General features: G+C 70.7%; 16 protein-coding genes. 7 read left to right on the forward strand and 9 right to left on the reverse strand.

Annotated elements, in window-relative coordinates:
- Nucleotides 1-13 precede the first annotated feature (13 nt).
- From ABZX61_RS59660 to ABZX61_RS59675, 4 genes are read left to right on the forward strand one after another with little or no spacing between them, the layout of a single operon-like run.
- Nucleotides 14-2,107 carry a glycoside hydrolase family 36 protein gene (locus tag ABZX61_RS59660; RefSeq protein ID WP_355210566.1) on the forward strand — a complete coding sequence of 698 codons (2,094 nt, stop codon included), beginning with the start codon at nucleotides 14-16 and terminating at the stop codon, nucleotides 2,105-2,107.
- A gap of 11 nt (nucleotides 2,108-2,118) precedes the next feature.
- The gene (locus tag ABZX61_RS59665) at nucleotides 2,119-3,438 is read left to right on the forward strand and encodes an extracellular solute-binding protein (RefSeq protein WP_355210569.1); all 1,320 of its coding nucleotides are present in this window, start codon (nucleotides 2,119-2,121) and stop codon (nucleotides 3,436-3,438) included.
- 1 nt (nucleotide 3,439) lies between these two features.
- Nucleotides 3,440-4,354: a sugar ABC transporter permease gene (locus tag ABZX61_RS59670; protein ID WP_355210572.1), complete on the forward strand. Its 915-nt coding sequence runs from the start codon at nucleotides 3,440-3,442 to the stop codon at nucleotides 4,352-4,354.
- Nucleotides 4,351-5,208, forward strand: coding sequence for a carbohydrate ABC transporter permease (locus tag ABZX61_RS59675; RefSeq protein WP_355210575.1), 858 nt, complete (start codon nucleotides 4,351-4,353; stop codon nucleotides 5,206-5,208). The genes ABZX61_RS59670 and ABZX61_RS59675 overlap by 4 nt, the downstream gene beginning before the upstream one ends.
- Before the next feature lie 8 nt (nucleotides 5,209-5,216).
- Here the strand turns inward: ABZX61_RS59675 and dapB are convergent, their stop codons facing one another.
- The 6 genes from dapB to ABZX61_RS59705 form a co-directional block, all read right to left on the reverse strand.
- On the reverse strand, nucleotides 5,217-6,017 hold the full coding sequence (dapB, locus tag ABZX61_RS59680) for a 4-hydroxy-tetrahydrodipicolinate reductase (protein ID WP_355210578.1): 801 nt from the start codon (nucleotides 6,015-6,017) through the stop codon (nucleotides 5,217-5,219).
- Between the two features lie 29 nt (nucleotides 6,018-6,046).
- Nucleotides 6,047-6,778, reverse strand: coding sequence for a class I SAM-dependent methyltransferase (locus tag ABZX61_RS59685; RefSeq protein WP_355210581.1), 732 nt, complete (start codon nucleotides 6,776-6,778; stop codon nucleotides 6,047-6,049).
- Nucleotides 6,779-6,877: 99 nt separating this feature from the next.
- The gene (locus tag ABZX61_RS59690) at nucleotides 6,878-9,052 is read right to left on the reverse strand and encodes a fibronectin type III domain-containing protein (protein WP_355210583.1); all 2,175 of its coding nucleotides are present in this window, start codon (nucleotides 9,050-9,052) and stop codon (nucleotides 6,878-6,880) included.
- Nucleotides 9,053-9,242: 190 nt separating this feature from the next.
- Nucleotides 9,243-11,948 (reverse strand): PQQ-binding-like beta-propeller repeat protein, encoded by a 2,706-nt coding sequence (locus ABZX61_RS59695; protein ID WP_355210586.1) that lies wholly within the window; start codon nucleotides 11,946-11,948, stop codon nucleotides 9,243-9,245.
- On the reverse strand, nucleotides 11,942-12,814 hold the full coding sequence (locus ABZX61_RS59700) for a hypothetical protein (RefSeq protein ID WP_355210589.1): 873 nt from the start codon (nucleotides 12,812-12,814) through the stop codon (nucleotides 11,942-11,944). Before ABZX61_RS59700 ends, ABZX61_RS59695 begins: the two co-directional genes overlap by 7 nt.
- A gap of 134 nt (nucleotides 12,815-12,948) precedes the next feature.
- A complete protein-coding gene (locus ABZX61_RS59705) occupies nucleotides 12,949-13,557 on the reverse strand; it encodes a TetR family transcriptional regulator (protein WP_355210592.1) in 609 nt (202 codons plus the stop codon).
- Nucleotides 13,558-13,644: 87 nt separating this feature from the next.
- Here ABZX61_RS59705 and ABZX61_RS59710 point away from each other — a divergent pair, with 87 nt between their 5' ends.
- Nucleotides 13,645-14,436 carry an SDR family oxidoreductase gene (locus ABZX61_RS59710; RefSeq protein ID WP_350742780.1) on the forward strand — a complete coding sequence of 264 codons (792 nt, stop codon included), beginning with the start codon at nucleotides 13,645-13,647 and terminating at the stop codon, nucleotides 14,434-14,436.
- Between the two features lie 115 nt (nucleotides 14,437-14,551).
- Complete coding sequence (locus ABZX61_RS59715) at nucleotides 14,552-15,907, forward strand: OFA family MFS transporter (RefSeq protein WP_355210595.1); 1,356 nt, start codon at nucleotides 14,552-14,554, stop codon at nucleotides 15,905-15,907.
- 198 nt (nucleotides 15,908-16,105) lie between these two features.
- Here ABZX61_RS59715 and ABZX61_RS59720 read toward each other — a convergent pair whose 3' ends face one another.
- From ABZX61_RS59720 to ABZX61_RS59730, 3 genes are all read right to left on the reverse strand, one after another.
- A complete protein-coding gene (locus tag ABZX61_RS59720; protein ID WP_355210598.1) occupies nucleotides 16,106-16,564 on the reverse strand; it encodes an ATP-binding protein in 459 nt (152 codons plus the stop codon).
- 152 nt (nucleotides 16,565-16,716) lie between these two features.
- Nucleotides 16,717-17,091: an STAS domain-containing protein gene (locus ABZX61_RS59725; RefSeq protein ID WP_355210601.1), complete on the reverse strand. Its 375-nt coding sequence runs from the start codon at nucleotides 17,089-17,091 to the stop codon at nucleotides 16,717-16,719.
- A 205-nt stretch (nucleotides 17,092-17,296) separates the two neighbouring features.
- On the reverse strand, nucleotides 17,297-18,268 hold the full coding sequence (locus tag ABZX61_RS59730; RefSeq protein ID WP_355210605.1) for a helix-turn-helix transcriptional regulator: 972 nt from the start codon (nucleotides 18,266-18,268) through the stop codon (nucleotides 17,297-17,299).
- A 338-nt stretch (nucleotides 18,269-18,606) separates the two neighbouring features.
- Here ABZX61_RS59730 and ABZX61_RS59735 point away from each other — a divergent pair, with 338 nt between their 5' ends.
- A complete protein-coding gene (locus tag ABZX61_RS59735) occupies nucleotides 18,607-19,191 on the forward strand; it encodes a hypothetical protein (protein WP_350742817.1) in 585 nt (194 codons plus the stop codon).
- Nucleotides 19,192-19,202 lie beyond the last annotated feature (11 nt).

Below are 19,202 nucleotides of genomic sequence, written 5' to 3' on the forward strand. Positions count from 1 at the left end.
GCAGAGGAGATCCATGAACACCAGCGTCGTCTGGGGCCACCCGAGCCTGCGGGTCGTGCTCGACGTCTCACCCGACGGCCCGGTCGGCGTCCGGTCGCTGTCCGGCGGCGACGCCGCCACGGCGCACCTGCCCAGGGCGACGCAGCCGCTGGTGGAGCTGCTGGTCCCGGAGGAGGGCCGGGCGCGGGCCTCGCACCGCTTCTCCCGGACGGCCGTCGGCCTGCGCCTGGCCTACCGGGGCTGCGAACAGCGCAGGGAGGGGGCATGGCACGTGCTGCAGCTCGACCTGCACGACGCGCGGAGCGGGCTGAGCGCCGAGGTGTTCCTTCGCTCGGCGGAGGGCGTCAGCGCGTTCCAGGTCTGGACGCGGGTGACCAACCGCGGCCAGGCCCCCCGGCTGCTGCTGGGCCTCACGTCGTTCGCCGCCGCCTTCGCGGGGGCGGTGGACGACCTGGACGTGGTACGGGCCGACAGCGAATGGCTGGGCGAGAGCCGCTGGGTCCGCGAAGCCCTGCGCGGGCAGGCCGTACCCGATCTCCGCCTGGGCGGCCACGGGCAGGACGGCCGCGGGCGGCTCGCGGTCGTCAGCACCGGCACCTGGTCGACCGGCTCCCACCTGCCCACCGGCGGCCTGATCGACCGCGCCGGCGGGCAGGCGTGGCTGTGGCAGATCGAGCACAACGGCGCCTGGCGCTGGGAGGTCGGCGAGCGGCTCGACGACCCGTACGTCGCGCTGCTCGGCCCGACCGACATCGACCACCAGTGGCAGCACCTGCTCCAACCCGGCGAGTCGTTCACCACGGTGCCGGTGTCGGTGGCGGTGTCCGGCACGGGCCTGGAAGGGGCGGCCGCGGCGCTCACCGCGCACCGGCGGATGATCGTCCGGCCGCACCCCGACCGGGAGCGGCTGCCGGTGGTGTTCAACGACTACATGAACACGCTGGCGGGCGACCCGACCACGGCCAAGCTCCTGCCGCTGATCGACGCCGCCGCCTCGGCCGGGGCCGAGACGTTCTGCGTGGACGCGGGCTGGTACGACGACGGCGGCACCTGGTGGGACAGCGTCGGCGAATGGCAGCCGTCGCAGACGCGCTTCCCGCGCGGCATCGAGGAGGTCCTCGGCCGCATCAGGGAGCACGGCATGGTGCCGGGGCTGTGGCTCGAACCCGAGGTGATCGGCGTCCGCAGCCCCATGGCCGACAAGCTGCCCGCCGAGGCGTTCCTGCAGCGTGGCGGCGTGCGCCTGGTCGAGCACGGCCGCTACCACCTCGACCTGCGCCATCCCCGCGCGATCGCGCACCTGGACCAGGTGGTGGACCGGCTGGTGGAGGAGCTCGGCGTCGGCTATTTCAAGCTCGACTACAACATCGACCCGGGCGCGGGCACCGACCTGGACGCCGACAGCGCCGGGGACGGGCTGCTGGCCTGCAACCGGGCCCACCTGGCCTGGCTGGACGGCGTCCTGGCGCGCCATCCGGGCCTCACCCTGGAGAACTGCGCGTCGGGCGCCATGCGCATGGATTACGCCATGCTGTCCCGGCTGCACCTGCAGTCCACCAGCGACCAGCAGGACTTCCGCCTCTACCCGCCGATCGCGGTGTCGGCGCCGATGTCCGTGCTGCCCGAGCAGTCGGCGAGCTGGGCCTACCCGCAGCCCGACATGTCGGACGAGGAGATCGCCTTCGCGCTGTGCACCGGCATGCTGGGGCGGCTCTACCTGTCCGGCCACCTGGACGGGATGAGCCCCGCCCAGCTCGACTCGGTCCGCGACGCCGTACGCGTCCACAAGGAGATCCGCGCGGACCTGGCCCGCGCGACGCCCGTGTGGCCGCTGGGGCTGCCGCGCTGGGGCGACCGCCACCTCGCCCTGGGTTTGCAGACGGCTGACGTCACATACCTTGGCGTATGGCGACGCGACGGGGCGAAGCCCGTACGGCTGGACCTGCCGCACCTGGCGGGCCGCGCGGTCGAGATCGACGTGATCTACCCGCGGCACCTGCCGGACTGGGCTCGCGACTGGCAGCCCGGCACCGGCGTGTTGACGCTCACCCCCTGCTGCGACGAGCCCCACTCCGCCCGGATCCTCCGCATCCGCACCGCCTCATGAAAGAGACCACCATGAAGACCACCTGGACGGCCGCCGCCGCCGCGACGGCGCTCGCGCTCGGCCTCGCCGCGTGCAGCGACCCCTCCGTCGAGACCTCCTCCGCCGCGCCCGCCACCGCCGCGGCCTGGCCCGAGCCGGCCACCAAGCTCGACGGCGTCAAGCTGACGATCTGGGCCGCCCAGAACAGCAACACCGTGCCCAAGGCGGTCATCGCCGGGTTCCAGCAGGCGACGGGCGCGACGGTCGAGGTCGTGACGATCCCGGACCCGTACGAGCAGGGCATCCAGACCAAGGTCGCCACCGGCGACAAGCCCGACCTGGCGTTCTGGCAGCCGACCGCGTCCATGCTGACCGCGATCAACGCCAAGGCCAACCTCCAGCCGCTGAACGACGCGCCGTGGCTGGCGCAGCTGTCGCCGGACCTGAAGGACATCACCGGCATCCTGGACGGCGCCCGGTACGCGGCCCTCATCACGAGCCCCGCGGTCGAGGGCGTCTACTACAACAAGGAGGTCTTCGCCGCCAACAAGATCACCAGCACGCCGAAGAACTTCGACGAGATGGTGAAGCTGGGGCGCACGCTGAAGGCCAAGGGCGTCACGCCGTTCTTCGAGATGGCCGGCGACAAGTGGGCGACCCAGTGGTGGGTGCAGGTCCAGCTCGCGGACGCGGCCAAGGACGGCCTGTGGGAGCGGATCAACACGGGCAAGGAGACGTTCAACGGCCCGGCCGTCGTGGGGGCGATCAAGACGTACAAGTCGCTGATCGACGAGGGGCTGTTCAACTCCGACATCAAGACCGCGAAGTTCGAGGACCAGGGCGCGGCGCTGCTGGCCGGCAAGGCGGCCATGGTCGTGCAGGTGAACTCGTTCTTCGGGCAGCTGCAGGCCTCGGCCGACACCGCCACGCTGAACAAGAAGATCGGCTTCTTCCCGATCTCGCCGTCGGGGAACGTCGGCACGTTCATCCCCGACCAGTCGAACGCGCTGGTGGCGTTCAAGACCGGGGACGCCAAGCGCGAGGCCGCGGCGCGGCAGCTGCTGGCGTACTGGATGGGGCCCGGCTACAAGGACTTCGTCGCCGACCGCAACACCGTCTCCCTGGAGCCGTCGGTGCCCAGCCCGGCGGGCGTGCCGCAGGCGCTGCTGGACGTGCACGCCGCGCTGCCCACCGCAGTCGGGTCGATGCAGGCGCTGGCGGTGGCCAACCCGGACCTGTACCTGAACCTGGCCGACATGATCACCGGGACCATGACGCCGGAGAAGGTCGCCTCGGCCACCCAGGATCAGTTCGCCCAGCTCGCCAAGGCCGCCGGGGCGAGCGGTTTCTGACGTGCTGATCACCACCTCGCGGCAGACCGCCTCCCGCACCACGACCGCGACCCGCGGGCGCCCGGTCGTCGGGAGGCGGACGCACCCCATGTGGTTCATGGCTCCGGCGTTCGCCATCCTGCTGGTGTTCTTCTTCCTGCCGACGCTGTTCAACTTCGTCTACGCCTTCACCGACTGGTCGGGCTTCAAGAGCGCGATCCGGCCCGTCGGGCTGGACAACTTCACCGACCTGGCCTCCAACGGCACGCTGTTCCGGTCACTGCGGGTCACGGTCGTGTACGCGGTGCTGGTGGCGCTCTTCCAGAACGCGTTCGGCTTCGGCCTGGCCGTGCTGCTCGAACGCGACACCTGGCTCAACCGGGTGGCCAGGGTGTTCTTCCTCATCCCGGTGCTGATGTCGGCCCTCGCCGTCGGCTACATCTTCCAGGCCCTGCTCAAGCCGACGGGCGGCCTGAACCGGCTGCTCGGGATCGACTACGCCTGGCTGGGCGACACCACCTGGACGGTCGTGGTCGTCGCGCTGATCCACGCGTGGAAGTGGATGGGGCTGTCGATGCTCATCTACCTGGCGGGGCTGAAGACCGTCCCGGAGGACATCGTGGAGGCCGCCCACATCGACGGGGCGTCGCGGTGGCGTACGTTCTGGGCGGTCCGCTTCCCGCTGCTGGCGCCCGCGATCACGTTCAACGTCGCCACGGCGCTGCTGGGCTCGATGAACGGCTTCGACATCGCCCAGGCCACCACCAGCGGCGGGCCCGCCCGCACGACGGAGATCCTGAACATCTTCATCTACCGCACCTTCGGCCAGGGGCTGTTCGCGCAGGCCACGACGATGAGCCTGGTGCTGTTCCTGCTGGTGGCCCTCATGGCCTTCCCTGTCATCTACGTGCTGCGCAAGCGGGAGGAGATCCTGTGACCCCCGTCGTCCCCGACCGCCGCGGGGTGAGCGACGCGCCCGTGTGGCGCCGGCTCCAGCCCGTGGTCACGTTCGTGCTCGTGGTGCTGTCCATCGGCATCCCGCTGTGGCTGGTGCTGGTGACGGCGGCCAAGTCCCGCGGCGAGGCGCTCACGCCGGACCTGTCGCTGCCGACCGAGTGGCACCTGCTGGAGAACCTGCGGCAGGTGTGGGGCGACGGCGAGGTCCTGCGGGCGTCGCTGGGCAGCCTGCTCGTCGTCGTGCCCTCGGTGATCGGGGTGCTGCTGTTCGGGTCGATGGCGGCCTGGATCCTGGCCCGCCGCGCCACGCGGCTCAACGCCGTCCTGTACGCGCTGGCGATCAGCGGCATCGTGCTCCCGCCCGCCGTCGTGACCGTCGTCCTGCTGCTGCGCCAGCTCGGCCTGGCCGGGAGCGCGGTCGGGATGATCGGCGTCTACATGGGCATCTACATGTCCACGGTGATCTTCTTCGTCACCGGCTTCGTGCGGACCATCCCCACCTCCCTGGAGGAGGCGGCGCAGCTCGACGGGGCGAGCCCGATGCGGGTGTTCTGGCTGGTGGTGCTGCCGCTGCTGCGCCCGGTGCTGGCCACGGCCACCATCCTGGTCTGCCTGTACGTGTGGAACGACGTCTTCTACGCCTTCTTCGTGATCGGCGGGCGCCTGGACACGCTGCCCCTCAACCTCTTCCGCGTGGCCAGCGCCGGGCTCTATCTCAACAACTGGCACCTGATCTTCGCGTACGTGATCCTGATGAGCCTGCCGCTGGTCGTGGTCTTCGCCGTCGCCCAACGCAAGATCATCTCGGGTATCACCAGCGGCGCCGTCAAGTAACGGGCCGGTCAGCCCCTGAAGAGCAGTGAGTCCAGTCCCCTGCGCACGCCCGTCTCCTCGCCCGCGTGGCGCACCGCCAGCAGCGTCCCGGCCACGTACGGGCTGGGGTCGGTGCCGGGGTCGTGCCGCATGACCAGGCGTTCCCCCGGACCGCCGAACACGATCTCGGTGCTCACCACGAAACTCGGCAGCCGTACCGAGTGGATGCGGCTCCCGGCAACCTCGGCGCCGCGCGCCTCCACCGGGCCGTGCAGCTCGCCGAGCGGCACCGCCGGCTCGGGTGTGCGGACCGTCGCCAAGGTCTCGGCCAGCTCCCGGGCGGTGCCGCTGGGCACGTCCGGCTTGGTGACACCGGCGTAGTCGATGATCTCCCAGTGGTCCAGGTGCTCGGCGGCCATCGCGGCCGCCCGGCGCAGCACGGTCGCCATCACGGAGAAGTTCCCCGCCGCGATCACCCCGGCGGCGTGCTCGCGGGCCAGCCGGTCCAGCTCGGCGTAGTCGTCGGCGGTCAGGCCGCTGGAGCCGACGACCACGTTCACCCCGGCCCGCACCGCCGTCCACACGTTGTCCTTGACCGCGGCCGCGCTGGTGTAGTCCACCAGCACATCGACCGGGACCGCCGCCAGCGCCTCGGCGACCGACCCGTACACCCGCCCGGCGCTCGCGGAGCCGGCCGCCTCCGCCAGGGACTTCCCCGCCGCGGACCGCGACACCCCGGCGGCCAGCGTCAGGTCGTCGGCCCGGTCGATCGCCGCGACGATCGGCGGCGCCGTCCAGCCGGTGACCCCGGCGAAACACACGTTGATCATGCCGTCACTCTAAGCGTCCGGACCGCCCGTCACGACGCCTTCTGCCAGACCGACACGTGGCTCCTGCTGTCGCCGGTGAAGGGCTCGCGCTCCCAGCCGGCCCACCGCTCGCGCAGGGTCATCCCGGCGATCCGCGCCATCAGGTCGAGCTCGGACGGCCAGACATAGCGATGCGCCGTCGAGCGGGTCTCCAACTGGCCGTCCACGACCCAGTAGTGATGGGAGACGGCGATCTGCGACGCCACGTCGTACTCCTCGAAACCCAGATGCGCGGGGGTCACGGTGAACGGCTGGACGGTCTGGCCGGGCGGGAGCCGCCGGAGCTCCGGGACGTACACCTCGATGACGAACCGGCCGCCGGGCTCCAGCTGGGCCGCCACCGTGCGGAAGCACTCCACCTGCTCTTCTTGCGTCGTCAGGTTGGTGATGGTGTTGCGCACCAGATAGGCGAGCGTGAACGTGCCGCCCGCCCTGGTCGTGGCGAAGTCGCCGATGGTCACGCCGATGTTGCCCCCGCCCGGCTTGGCCCGCAGTTGTGCCACCATGGCCGGCGACAGTTCGATGCCGTGCACCCGGACACCGCGCCGGCTGAGCGGCAACGCGATGCGGCCAGTGCCGATGCCCAGCTCAAGTGCGGCGCCTGGTCCCGCCAGATCGGCGAGGAAGCTCACAGCGGGGTCGACGACGGCCGGATCGAACAGTTCCGGCCATTTGGCTTCGTACGTCTGCGCTGTCCGTTCGTCGAAGTGGTTCTCCGGCACAGACCCACTGTGCCCAGGACGCCGGGCGACCGCCACCGATTAACCCGGCCTCCGCCTCGCGCCCGGCCCGGGATCGGCGGGCCGGGAGAGCCGGGGCGGTCAGGCGCAGGTGTAGCCGGAGGGGAGGTCGGTGTTGCCGTTGGGGCGGGTCGCCTGGAAGCCGACGCTGGTGGTGGCGGCTCCGGGGGCGAGGGTGCCGTTGTGGCCGACGTTCTTGATGGTCACGGTCTGCCCGCTGACGGTGGCGGTGCCGTTCCACGAGCCGGTCAGCGTGTGCCCGGCCGGCAGCGTGAAGGTGACCGTCCATCCGTTGATCGTCGAGGTGCCGGTGTTGGTGATGGTCAGGGGCTGGATGACGTACCCGGTGGCCCACTGGGTCTGGACGGTGGGGACGGCCGTGCACGTTCCGGTGGAGCTGCCGGGCTGGGTGGTGACCTGCGCGGTGTTCGAGAGCGGCGAGGTGTTGCCCGCGGCGTCGCGCGCCCTGACCTGGTAGCGGTAGGTGGTGCTCGGGGTCAGGCCCGTGTCGCTGAACGAGGTCGTGGCCGAGGTGCCGACCTGGGTGAACGTGCCGCCGCTCGCGCCGGGCGCGCGCAGGATGTCGTAGCCGGCGACGCCGGTGTCGTCCGTCGAGGCCGTCCAGCCCAAGGTCGTGCCCGTGGACGTGGTCGCCGAGGCCGCCAGGCCGGCCGGGGCCGTCGGCGGCGAGGTGTCGCCACCGCCGGTCGTCGTCGTGAACGTGACCGGTGGCGAGTCGCCGGACAGGTTGCCCGCACCGTCCCGTGCCCGCACGTACACCTGGTACTGGGTGTTCGCGGTCAGCCCGGTGAGGGTGATCGAGTTGGTGGCGGACTGGCCGAGTTGCGGGTCGGTGGTGCCCTGCTCGCGGTAGACGTTGTAGCCGGCCAGGCCGGAGCCGCCCTGGTCGGTGGACGCGGCCCAGGTCAGCGTGGCGCCGGTGGCGGTCACGTTGGACGCGGCCGGGGTGCCCGGCGTGCTCGGCGGGGTGGTGTCGCCGGAATCGCCGAGCGTGGGAGTCTGCCAGTCTCTCCACTCGGCCAGATTGCCGAGCGCCTTGGACGAGATCCTGATCGCGCCGGGGGCATTGCCCGTCTTCAGCAGGAACTTCTGGATGTTCTGCTGGAGCGGGGTCCGCCATTCCGCCCTGTTGGCGCAGTGGTTGCCGTCCTGGATGTCGGACCAGTACGTGATGTTGTCTCCCGCGCCGAGCGCCTTGTAGACCTCCGCCCCGCCCAACGCCGCCACGCTGGCGGACTTGGGTCCGAGATTGGTGATGTGCGGATTGTCCATGATGAACAGTCCGCGCGGCGCGACCATGGCCACCATTTCATGCGTGTCCACCGGCAGCCTGGCCGGGCTGCTCGTGAAGGAGCCGAACGCGTCACCCAGCCACGGCTGCTCTCCGTACGCGCTGCTCAGGCTCTGGGCGCCCTCCCCGGGAATTCCGCGGAAGATGGGAACGCCGGCGCTGCCCGACTCGATCGGCATGGTCAAGGCGATGCGCTGGTCGAACGCGCCGATCACGAAAGCGCCCTTTCCGAAGCGCGAGCATCCCGTGACGCCGGTCGCATCCGCTTTGAGAATGCCGCCGCCCGACTGTTCGATGACGTCGATGATCCGGCTCACGCCCCAGGCCCAGGCGAGCAGCAGCCCCGTGCTGCTGGAGGAGCCGTAGATGCTGTAGAACGCGCCTTGTTTGTTACTGCGTGGCGTGCCCTCTTTCCCGACCGCGTACGGGTCGTAATTGATGACGGCGGCGCCGGCCGCTTTGATGGCGGCCGTGTCCGCGCCGAATCCGCCCACGACCACGACGGCCGGGAAAGGTCCGGAACCACTCGGCAGATCGACGCTCGCCGAGAAACTCGAGCTCTTGCCGTTGTGGTTCACGTTCACGGTGATACCGGTCCTCGAAACCGTTCCGGTGACGCCGGCCGGTTTTCCCGGCTTCTCGCCGTAGACGAATTTCTCCGCCAGCTTCTTGATCTCCTGCCGTCGGCACCGCCAGTCGGACCTGGCGGAGATGCGCGTACCGTCCAGCTTCTTGAAGGGGTCGGGAAGCTTGGAGTTGGTGGGCAGGGAGCCCGCGTCGGGCAGGCCGGTCACCGTGCAGTCGGCGCCCTCGTCCTCGACTCCGGCCGCCGCGACGGCCTCGGGGGGCGCTACCGTCACCGCTCCGGCGACCGACAGCGCCGCTGCCGCCGTCAGCGCGACGACCCTCGTACGGATCTTGGAGCGGGCCAAGCTGGTGATCACCAGGGCTCTCCCTTCCGGGTGGAGTGTTGGCGATCAGTCTGGGAATCCCTATGAAACATGTCAATATAAGACAGAAATATTTCAACGATCAATCTTTTGCCGGGATTGTGAACTGGGAATATATCAGCACGACTGTCGAAACTTTCGGAGATGGGGCGCCGTTTAGTGCACCCCTGTCTCCATAGAGCCGCTATTCCGAAAGTTTCGAGATATCGCCGTTCGAGCCGCCGACGTACACGAAGCCGCCTGCCACGACCGGTCTGGTCTCGATGGGGCCGCCGGTCGGGAAGCTCCGGCGCACCGTGCCGGTGGCGGGGTCGAGCGCGTGCAACGTTCCCGCGCCGTCCCCGATGTGAATGGTCCCGCCTGCCGCGACCGGGCCCGCCGGGCGGCCCTTGCCCAGCGGGAACGACCATCGCGACGCGCCGGTGGCGGCGTCGAGCGCGTGCAGCATGCTGTCGGCGCCTGTGGCGTACACGAGTCCGGAGGCCACGGCGGCATCCCATCGGTAGCCGGGTTTGTCGCCTTCGGTCCGGAAGCGCCACAGCCGCGTGCCGGAGGCGGCGTCCAGCGCGTACGTCGTGCCGTCCCTGCCGCCGAGGTACACGGCCCCGCCGGCCGCCACCGGGCGGAAGTCGACGGAACCGGCGATCTCCGAGCTCCACCGGGCCTTCCCGGAGGCGGCTTCCAAGGCGTGCACCTCGCCGTCGGTGCTCGCGGCGTAGACGACCCCGCCGGCTCGCGCCAGATAGGTGTGGTCTCGTGCTCCGCCGGCCCGGAAACGCCATTTCCGGGCTCCGGAGGCGGCGGCCAGCGCGTACACCATGCCGTGGTCCCCGCCGACGTGGACGACGTCGCCGGCCAGCACGGGGTCGGGGTTGAGGACGTCGCCCTCCGGCCGGAAGGCCCACGCCCGCCTGCCGGAGGCGGCGTCGAGCGCCACGACATCGGCGTTCGCGGACCAGGCGGGGCTCCTGGTCCAGGCGTAGAGGCGGCCCGCCGCGCCCACCAGGTCGCCGGCCACGTTGAGCCTGCGGCTCCACCTCGGGCGGCCGGTGGCGGCGTCCAGCGCCGTCAGCCTGCCGGACGTGTTCGCGACGAAGACGGTGCCGTCCATCACCACGTGATCGAACTGAACGGGGCCGCCGGTCCGGAAGCTCCACCGCAGCCCGCCGGTGGCGGCGTCCAGCGCGGAGACCGTGCCGTCGCCGCTCGTGGCGTAGACGACACCGCCGGCCACCACCGGCTCGGCGTGGACGGCCCCGTCGGTCGGATGGATCCAGCCGCGCTCGCGGACGGGGCCGGGAGCGCGGGCGCCCGGCCGGTAGCGGGCGAGCAGATTGTCCCGCAGCAACGGGGAGAGGAGCCGCACGGCCTGCCGTGAGGTGGAGCTCAGCCGGACGATGACGGGGCCCGCGGTGACGATCGTCGCGCCGTGGAGTCCGTTCGTCCTGGCCACGGTGTAGGAGAGGAAGTCCGGGCGCTGGGTGGTGAGGTCGACGGCATCGGCCCCCTTGACGGCGTCCGCCTCGGCGGTGAACAGCTTCCGCGCGGCCGCGCTCGACGGGGACACCCATTCCACGGAGAGCGAGACGACGGCGCCGTCGTCCGTGGGCGGTATCCAGTCGCATGTCGCCGGTTTCGGCAGCGCCGGATCGTCCTGTCCGGGCACCGCGCGGTAGCCGTCCGCGAGGACGGACAGGTCACGGCCGGCCAGCAGGGCGCAGGCGTCCGGCCAGGCGCTCGCCGGGACGCCGCCGAACCGGGCAGACCCGTGGGAAAGCCCGTAGCTCAGCTTGTACGCGCTGAGGCGGCCGTCACCGTACACGAAAGCCAGGTCCCGGATCGCCCCGACGAGGGACACCGACCGCGCGGGCAGGTCGAGCGGCAGTGCGCCGAGCCGTCCGGTGGCAGGGTCCAGGGAGGTCAGGTACGCGGGCAACGGCCATCCGTTGTGCAGGAAGAGCGCGCCGTTGTCGGCCGCCACGGGGTATGAGCCGACGAACAGGGGTGTGCTCCAGCGGGTCGGGTTCATGACCCGCGCGGCTTCCGAGGCGGTGGACGCCGGGCGGCCGTCCGGACCGTAGAAGAAGTCCTCCTCCCCCACCGAGGCGTGGACATATCCCTCCGCATTGGCCGTGAGGGTCATCGGCGGGCCTCCGTCCGGCGGCGAGGCGAGCGACGACAGCAGGCGCGCCCAGCCGGGCCGGAGCGTGCGCGGATCCATCGAGGCGAGCCGCACCTGGCTGCTCGCGCAATAGCTGAGCAGCATCACCGATCGGGCGGTCGCGGCGCCTTGAAGGTCGCAGCCTCGCGGGTACGTCGCCCGCACCGTGGTCGCGCCGGTCCGGAGATCGAGGGCCTGGAGGTCGAAGGGTTCGGCGGGCCGCTCGAACACCACGATGCCGCGCTCGGTCACCATGATCCGCGGGCCCCGGTACACGACGGCGCCGATCGCCGGGGGCCGATGAGTGGAGACGGCGATCGTGCGCCGCCACAGCGTGGCGCCCGTGGCCAGGTCCAGGCCGATCAGGGCATGGGCGGCGACGTCGGGCGTTCCTCGCGACACGACCAGCGTGTCCGCCGCGATCCACACGCCGGTGACGGGCGCGGCGGGAGCCGGGCCTGCGGGGACGGTGCGCCGGAGCTCTCCTGTACGCGGATCGTGGATCCGTACGGTGCCCTGGCGGGTCGCCATGGCGACCGCGCGGTCGGACACGGCGTAGCGCGGAGTCTCGAAGGGCGGCTCGCCGGTGCCGGCGTCCGCGGGCGCCGACCACGCCACGCGCCACTCGACGGGTACGAGCGAGAGCCGCGGTGCGTCCGCGGACGAGCAGGCCGCCAGGACCACCACGAGCAGGATCGCCCCCGCGCGCCGCCCGAACACGGTCAGCACCCCTTGATCTTTTGGATCTTACGCTCGATCGCGCATGCCTGGCCGCGCGAGATCGGCTGCCAGCCGCCGAGCGAGGAGACGGCGTAGTAGGCGCTGTAGGCGTCGGCGATGCCGGTCACCCGGAACGGGCTCTTCCCCGGCCCCTCGATCGTCACCTGCTCGGTCCGGTCCTCCGCCAGCACGGTGACCAGGAGATCGAACTCGTAATACGCCGCCGTGCCCTTGATCGACAGGGAGAGGGTGACTGGCTCGTCCCGTTTCAGGTCTATCTGCTTCTTCCTGAAATACGAAGCGTCCTCTGCGGTGGCGAAGCGGGGAGCCGGCTCGTCGAGGTCGGCGGAGAGCTCGATGGTGTCGGCCTCGCCGGCGGGGGTGTAGACCAGCAGCGCGCCGTCCGACACCGGCTTGCGGTCGAGGACCCGCGGCTCGATGTCGACGATGCGTACGCTGCTGCGGTTGCCGATGAGGACGACGGTGACGTTCGCCTGTTCGAGCGGGGCCCGGCGATGGCTCGCCATGATCGTGTCACGGCCCGAACCTGAGGTGTTGCCCAGCAGGGCCGCTCGTTCTCCGGGGTCGGTCACCGGCATCCTCAGGGCGGTGTCCTGCGCGGAGTGGTCGACGGCCACGTGGCCGACCTTGATCGGGGGCGCTCCGCTGATCCGGTCGACCGTGTCGGGTCCGCGGGCGTTGAACCAGGCGGTGAACACGACGCCGATCGCCGCGATGAGCCCGGCGCTGAGAATGCCCGCCACCCACGTCCGCGCGGCCTTCCACCGCCCGGCCCCGGCCTCCTCCGATCGAGAGGCGGGAGCCTCGTCGGCTCCAGCGGATTTCGCACGCCTTTTGCGGCGCGCTTTGGCCATGAGGCGTCCCCCTGTGCCCGGCGAACGGCGGCTGACTCTCCCCTTACTGTCTACCTATACGGCTGCGACGGCTGTGGCGTTGCGCTGTCGACGAATTTCCTATGGCACGGACGGGGCTCGCCCGCTCGCCTTCGTCAACGGCCGAGAGGCGGGCGGCTCTCGGCGAGGGTGCGGACGGCCGACACCACGCTCTCGCGGCGCCGGGCCAGGGCCGCCTTGTCGTCCTGCTCGTCGAGGACGAGGCGGCACAGCTGGGGGACGGCGAAATTCCAGGCGACCAGCCCGAGCACGGTGAACATCCAGTCCTGGGCGGCGCAGGTGCGCTCGGGCCCGTCCAGCCCGGCGCCGACGCCGGCGTCCACGAGGTCGCGCACGTTGCCCCGATAGGCCTCGCGGCGTTCGTCCTCGCCCTGGACGGGACCCGGGCCGCTCTCCAGGGCCTCCCACAGCAGCAGCCTGATCAGGTCCGGATGGTCCTGGTACCAGTCGAACAGCTGCCCCACGGAGTCGGCCACCGCACCGGGATCGAGGGTGTCCGCGTGGCAGACCTCGTCGACCTTGGCCTGCACCACGGCGCCGAACAGCTTCTCCTTGCCCCCGAAGTACAGGTAGATCGCCTGCTTGTTGGCCTTGGCGGCGGCGGCGATGCGCTCGACCCGGGCGCCGGCCAGGCCGTGCGCGGCGAACTCGGCGGTGGCGGACTGGAAGATCCGCTGTCGGGTGGCCTCCGCGTCGTAGCTCATGAACTGAATTAAACCATCCAGTTGACTTTCTGCGCGACATCCGCTTCGATCTAAACCAACCAGATGGTTTATTGCTGAGGAGACATCATGTCCATAGCTCCCGTACCGGTCCGCTCGCCGCTCCCCACCGGTCTGGCCGGCTCCACCGTCGTCCTCATCGGCGGCACCTCGGGCATCGGCCTGTCCGCCGGCGTGCTGCTGGGTGGGGTGGGCGCCCGGGTCGTGCTGGTCGGCCGCGACCAGGCCAGGCTGGCCGCCGCCGTGGACCGGGTACGCGACGCGGCCCCGGCGGACGGCCCGGCCGACTCGGTGCTCGGCATTTCCGCGGACGGGTCGGACGAGGACGCGCTGGCGGAGATCTTCGAGCGGGCCGGGCACGTCGACCACGTGCTCGTGACGGCAGGCGGCCTGAGTGGCGCGGGCCCGGTGACCGAGCTCTCCCACGACGACCTCCGCTCGGCCCTGGACACCCGGCTCTGGGGGGCGGTCGTCGCCGCCCGGCTCGCGGCGACCCGGCTGCCGGCGGGCGGTTCGATCACCTTCACCTCGGGCACGTACGTCGTCCGCCCGATCCCCGGGATGACCGGCCCGCTGGCGGCCGTCGGCGCCGTCGAGACCTTCACCAAGGCGCTCGCCGTCGAGCTCGCGCCGAAGCGGCTCCGGGTGAACGCCATCCGCTACGGCACCTTCGACACCCCGCTGCTGCGCACGCTGTCCGGGCTCGACGGCGACGACGCGGTCGCCAAGGCCGGGGAGGGCTCCCCGCTCGGCCGCTTCGGCACCGCCGAGGAGGCCGCCGCGTCGGCACTCTTCGTGATGGCCAACAACTACGTCACCGGCCAGGTGATCACCGTGGACGGCGGACAGAGCCTGGCCTGAGCCGACCGGGGTGAGCGGCCCGGGCGCCGCTCACCCCTGTCCGCTCGTCGCTCGTTTCTGACCGCTCATCGTAAAGATCTTCGATACTGCATACCGTATGTGGTACGCGTGTGAGGTGGCAAGATTCCTCGACCGTTCCCGGATCGTGGCGGCACCCGGCTGGAGCCGGTGGCTGGTGCCGCCCGCCGCACTCTCGGTCCACCTCGCGATCGGGCAGGCGTACGCGTGGAGCGTGTTCAAGCCCCCGCTGGAGTCCTCCCTTCACCTCTCGGGCACGCAGAGCGCGCTGCCGTTCCAGCTGGGCATCGTCATGCTCGGCCTGTCGGCGGCCTTCGGCGGCACGCTGGTGGAGCGCAACGGGCCGCGCTGGGCGATGTTCGTCTCGATGGCCTGCTTCTCCTCCGGCTTCCTGCTGTCCGCGCTCGGCGTGGCCACCCGGCAGTACTGGCTGGTCGTGCTCGGCTACGGCGTCGTGGGCGGGATCGGGCTCGGCATCGGCTACATCTCCCCCGTCTCCACGCTGATCAAGTGGTTCCCCGACCGGCCCGGCATGGCGACCGGGATCGCGATCATGGGGTTCGGCGGCGGCGCGCTCATCGCCTCGCCGTGGTCGGCGCAGATGCTGGAGTCGTTCGGCACGAGCACGGGCGGGATCGCCACCACGTTCCTCGTGCACGGCGTGGTCTATGCGGTCTTCATGACGATGGGCGTGCTGCTGGTGCGTGTCCCGGCGGAGGGCTGGTCGCCACCCGGGTGGACGCCGCCGGTGGTCGCGTCGAGGCCGCTGATCACCGACGCGGACGTCTCGGCCCGCAACGCGATCCGCACCCCGCAGTTCTACTGCCTGTGGGTCGTGCTGTGCTGCAACGTCACCGCGGGCATCGGGATCCTGGAGAAGGCCGCGCCCATGATCAGGGACTTCTTCGCGGGCACGGCCACGCCGGTCGCGGTGGGGGCAGCGGCGGGGTTCGTCGCGCTGCTGTCGCTGGCGAACATGACCGGCCGCTTCGTCTGGTCCTCCACCTCCGACGTGATCGGCCGCAAGAACATGTACCGCGTCTACCTGGGGGTCGGCGCGCTGCTCTACCTGGTGATCGCGCTGGCGGGCAACTCCTCCAAGCCGCTGTTCATCGTGTGCGCGCTGGGCATCCTGTCCTTCTACGGCGGCGGCTTCGCGACGGTCCCGGCGTACCTGAAGGACCTGTTCGGCACCTACCAGGTCGGCGCGATCCACGGCCGCCTGCTCACGGCCTGGTCCACGGCGGGCGTGCTCGGCCCGCTGATCATCAACGCCATCGCCGACGCGCAGAAGGCGGCGGGGCGGTCTGGGCCGGAGCTCTACACGACCTCCCTCTACATCATGATCGGGCTGTTGGCGGTGGGCCTGCTCGCCAACGAGCTGATCCGGCCGGTGAGCGACAGGTACCACGAGAAGCCGGCCGAGCCGGCCATGGAAGGGCAGGCGACATGACGTCCAGGCGGACCGCCCTGATGGTGCTGGCGTGGGCCTGGGTCGCGCTGCCCTTCGCGTTCGGCGTGTACGAGCTGGTGCTGAAGCTCACGCAGCTGTTCGACTAGGCCCGGAACTCGGTGGTGGGATCGAAGACCGCGAACGGGATGCCTCTGGCGCGGCTGGTACCGCGAATCACCGAATGGCGTACCGAGCGTTTCAGGCCGTGCGGGCGGATCGGCTGTCCTGGGCGCCGTGTCCGCGCCCGGCACGGTGCCCGATCGGGATCACCGCGGCGGGACGGCCGCGGAAGTGCAGGGTCAGCAGCGAGCCCGAACCGTTGTGTTCCAGGGTGACTTCGTCGCACAGGCGCTGGATCACCCACAGGCCGAACCCTCGCGAGCCGGTCGCATCCACCGTGGCGGCGGCCAGATGCTCCGGGGTCAGCCGGCCGCCGATGTCGAGGATCTCCACGACGACGCCGTCGTCGTGGCCGCGCGCGGTGATCAGGCCGGCCTGGCCGCCGTGGTCGAAGACATTGGTGACGGCCTCGTTGACCGCCAGCACCAGCCCGTCCAGCTGCTCACCGTTCAGCCCGTGATGCTCGCCGTGGACGCGCACCAGGTCGCGAATGTAGCCCAGATCGGGGCTGATGGGGCAGTGCAGCTCGAAATTCATCGCTCTCCGAGGCCGCGGGCCGGGAATGGAGGGAAGGTTCGCGGGCTTTGGGGTTGTTTTCCGGCTGGCTGATCGTTAAACACCCGGGGTGTGATCTGCCGCGTGACGAGCAGCATGGAGTGGCGCCTCGGCGAGGCGGCAGCGGGCGAGGATCAGGACGGCTTCTGGGCGCCATCCGCGTCGTGGCCGCACATCGCGATGGCGGCCTGCTGAGCGTCGGCATAGATGGTCAGTAGCGACCACACGCCGGTGATCTGCAGGATGCGCGCGGGCCTACCCTGCACGGCGGCCACGCGGAGAAGGCCGCCCTGCTCGCCTACCGCGGCGTGCAGCCGGAGCAGGAGGTGCAGGCCGCGGCTGTCCAGGAAGGTCAGCCCACCCAGATCGAGGACCATGCCCGAACCGGGGCGGCGCTGCGACTCGGCGTAGGACTCCAGCTCGTGAGCGTTGGTGGCGTCGAGCTCGCCCGTCACTGTGATCAGCACGCCGCCGGGCAGGTCGCGGCAGCTCAGGCTCAGGGACGACATTGCACCTGAGCAAATCTCTTCCGAACAGGGCTCACCCATCACCCTCTCTACTACACGGCGCCGATCGGTTTCGCCCTCCCACTCTTGTCTCGCCGTCGCGGCTGGTCTGCACACCAGGCGAAGTATTGTCCGCACCGCTGTCCGAGAAACGAAATCGGCCGTCCCCATCCGCCCGCAGGCCGGGCTTCCTGCCGCGGGGCGCCGCTCAGTGGTGACGCGGTTCGGCCGAGGCATTCAGGGTTTCGCTGGGCGCGCACCCGTACACGGCCTTGTAGGAGAGGGCGAAACGCCCCGGGTGGAAGAAGCCCCAGCGGGCCGCGGTCGCGGCCACCGTGGTGGCAGCGGGATCGCCGGTCTTCAGCTCGTCGTGCGCGCGGGCCAGCCGGACTTGGCGCAGGTGGCCCAGCGGGGTGGTGTTCAGGTGCCGGTGGAAGGCGTACTGCAGGGCGCGGGCGCTGACCCGGGCCGCGGTGGCGATCTCGGCGATGCCCACGGGCATGTCGGCGTGCTCGTCGATGAAGGCGATCGCGCGGCGCAGCGTCTGGGGATGGGCGTCATGCCGGTCCATGCCGGTGGCCTCGGTGCCGGCGTTGCTGGGCAGGGCAGCCAGCACACTCGCGGCCAGCAGCTGCCCGGCGGTGGAGACCACGAGGGGCTCGCCGGCCAGGTCCGGGTCGGCCAGGACGTCGTCGCGCAGGTAGGCGATGGTGCGCTGGAGATGCCGGCCGGTGGCGGCGGAGACGGGCCGGTGCCCCAGCAGCCGTACCGGCTGCGGCCGGCGACCCGGGAGAGTGTCGGCCACCTGCTGCAACAGCTCCGCGTCGAACATGATGATGTTGTAGTGCGAGCGGCGGATCTCACCCGCGTAGGGCCGATCCGGCGGCGCGAACAACACCGCGTCCCCCGGCCCGAACACGTCCTGCTCGCCCCCCGCGACCTGCTGGACGATGGACCCGGACTCCACGGTGCACAGGCACACTTTGCCGAGCGGGTTCACGTCGTAGCTCATGGCGTACTCCAGCTGCAGCTGGTCGATGCTCACCGATCCCATGACCTGACGCGAGATCGAGGTCCGCGGACGCTCCACGTCGGACCCGATGCGCATCTTGGCGTAAGCCTTGCTGAGGAACTCCTCGGTCTGCCCGATATCCCGGCTGTCGAAGGTCAACGGCTCCATGGCACCCTCCGCTCGCGGCACGACCCGTAGCCACACCCGTGACATCTTCGAGACCCGCGTGCAGGCGCCGGAGCAAGGTGACTGATTAACCGACCATACCGTCACGGTAGTCCGCAGCAGACCTCCGCGGCGTATCTCGCAAGCCCGCCGATCTGGCTGACGCTCATCGTCGCGGCGGTGTTCGGGGCCGTGCTCGATGCAGCCGAAAGTCCCTCGATCGCTCCCCCTCAGACATCCGACGAATACTGCAGCCGCAGCCCTCGGTCAAGAGTCTTGACGCGCCAACGCGCTAAGTGATCCTATGACTCGTGATAGGAAAGTTTACTAATGGAGGGTCGATGCGATTACTCACCACGAGCGCGCTGACCGCCGGACTGCTGCTGCCCGCCCTCCCGGCCGCGGCCGACCCCGTGGAATCGGGGCCGTGGACCTCGTACTCGCCCACGTTCACCGTCCAGGAGCGGGGCTGCGGCGACGTCGGCGATCTGACGTTCAAGCTGACCTGCTCGACCGACAGCGGCGACCAGCGGGCCGAACGGCGCTACGCCACCTACTCCGACGGCACGCGCCAGTTCGAGGGCTACTTCAAGATCACCAGCCTGCCCGGTTCGCGGATCAGCCTCAAGCAGACGTTCAAGACCACGGGCCCGTTCTTCATGCTCGCCGTCGAGCGCGGCGGACGGCTGTACGCGGTGCACGGCGGCGACACGATCGCCACGGGCGCGACGATCGGCACCACGGTCCGCGTCAACACCGTCCACGTGGTCGGCAGCGTGCACCGCACCTATATCAACGGGTCGCTGAAGCACACCGTGGCCAGCGAGAGCGGCAGCTTCTACGACAAGTTCGGGGCGTACCGGACGGCCAGCGGGCAGGGGCCCGCCACGGTCGAGTGGAGCGGCGTCCGCTTCTGGCGTAAGTAGGGGCGATGAGG

Origin of the sequence: Nonomuraea sp. NPDC003709, from assembly GCF_040610775.1 — a bacterium.
GTDB classification, from domain to species: Bacteria; Actinomycetota; Actinomycetes; order Streptosporangiales; family Streptosporangiaceae; genus Nonomuraea; species Nonomuraea angiospora_A.

Bases quoted from the DNA above. Each gene is read 5' to 3' on its own strand.
- ABZX61_RS59720 (WP_355210598.1), bottom strand. From the start codon at position 16,564: ATGAATTTCGAGCTGCACTGCCCCATCAGCCCCGATCTGGGCTACATT.
- dapB (WP_355210578.1), bottom strand. From the start codon at position 6,017: ATGATCAACGTGTGTTTCGCCGGGGTCACCGGCTGGACGGCGCCGCCG.
- ABZX61_RS59660 (WP_355210566.1), top strand. From the start codon at position 14: ATGAACACCAGCGTCGTCTGGGGCCACCCGAGCCTGCGGGTCGTGCTC.
- ABZX61_RS59710 (WP_350742780.1), top strand. From the start codon at position 13,645: ATGTCCATAGCTCCCGTACCGGTCCGCTCGCCGCTCCCCACCGGTCTG.
- ABZX61_RS59700 (WP_355210589.1), bottom strand. From the start codon at position 12,814: ATGGCCAAAGCGCGCCGCAAAAGGCGTGCGAAATCCGCTGGAGCCGAC.
- ABZX61_RS59705 (WP_355210592.1), bottom strand. From the start codon at position 13,557: ATGAGCTACGACGCGGAGGCCACCCGACAGCGGATCTTCCAGTCCGCC.
- ABZX61_RS59725 (WP_355210601.1), bottom strand. From the start codon at position 17,091: ATGTCGTCCCTGAGCCTGAGCTGCCGCGACCTGCCCGGCGGCGTGCTG.
- ABZX61_RS59735 (WP_350742817.1), top strand. From the start codon at position 18,607: ATGCGATTACTCACCACGAGCGCGCTGACCGCCGGACTGCTGCTGCCC.
- ABZX61_RS59665 (WP_355210569.1), top strand. From the start codon at position 2,119: ATGAAGACCACCTGGACGGCCGCCGCCGCCGCGACGGCGCTCGCGCTC.
- ABZX61_RS59730 (WP_355210605.1), bottom strand. From the start codon at position 18,268: ATGGAGCCGTTGACCTTCGACAGCCGGGATATCGGGCAGACCGAGGAG.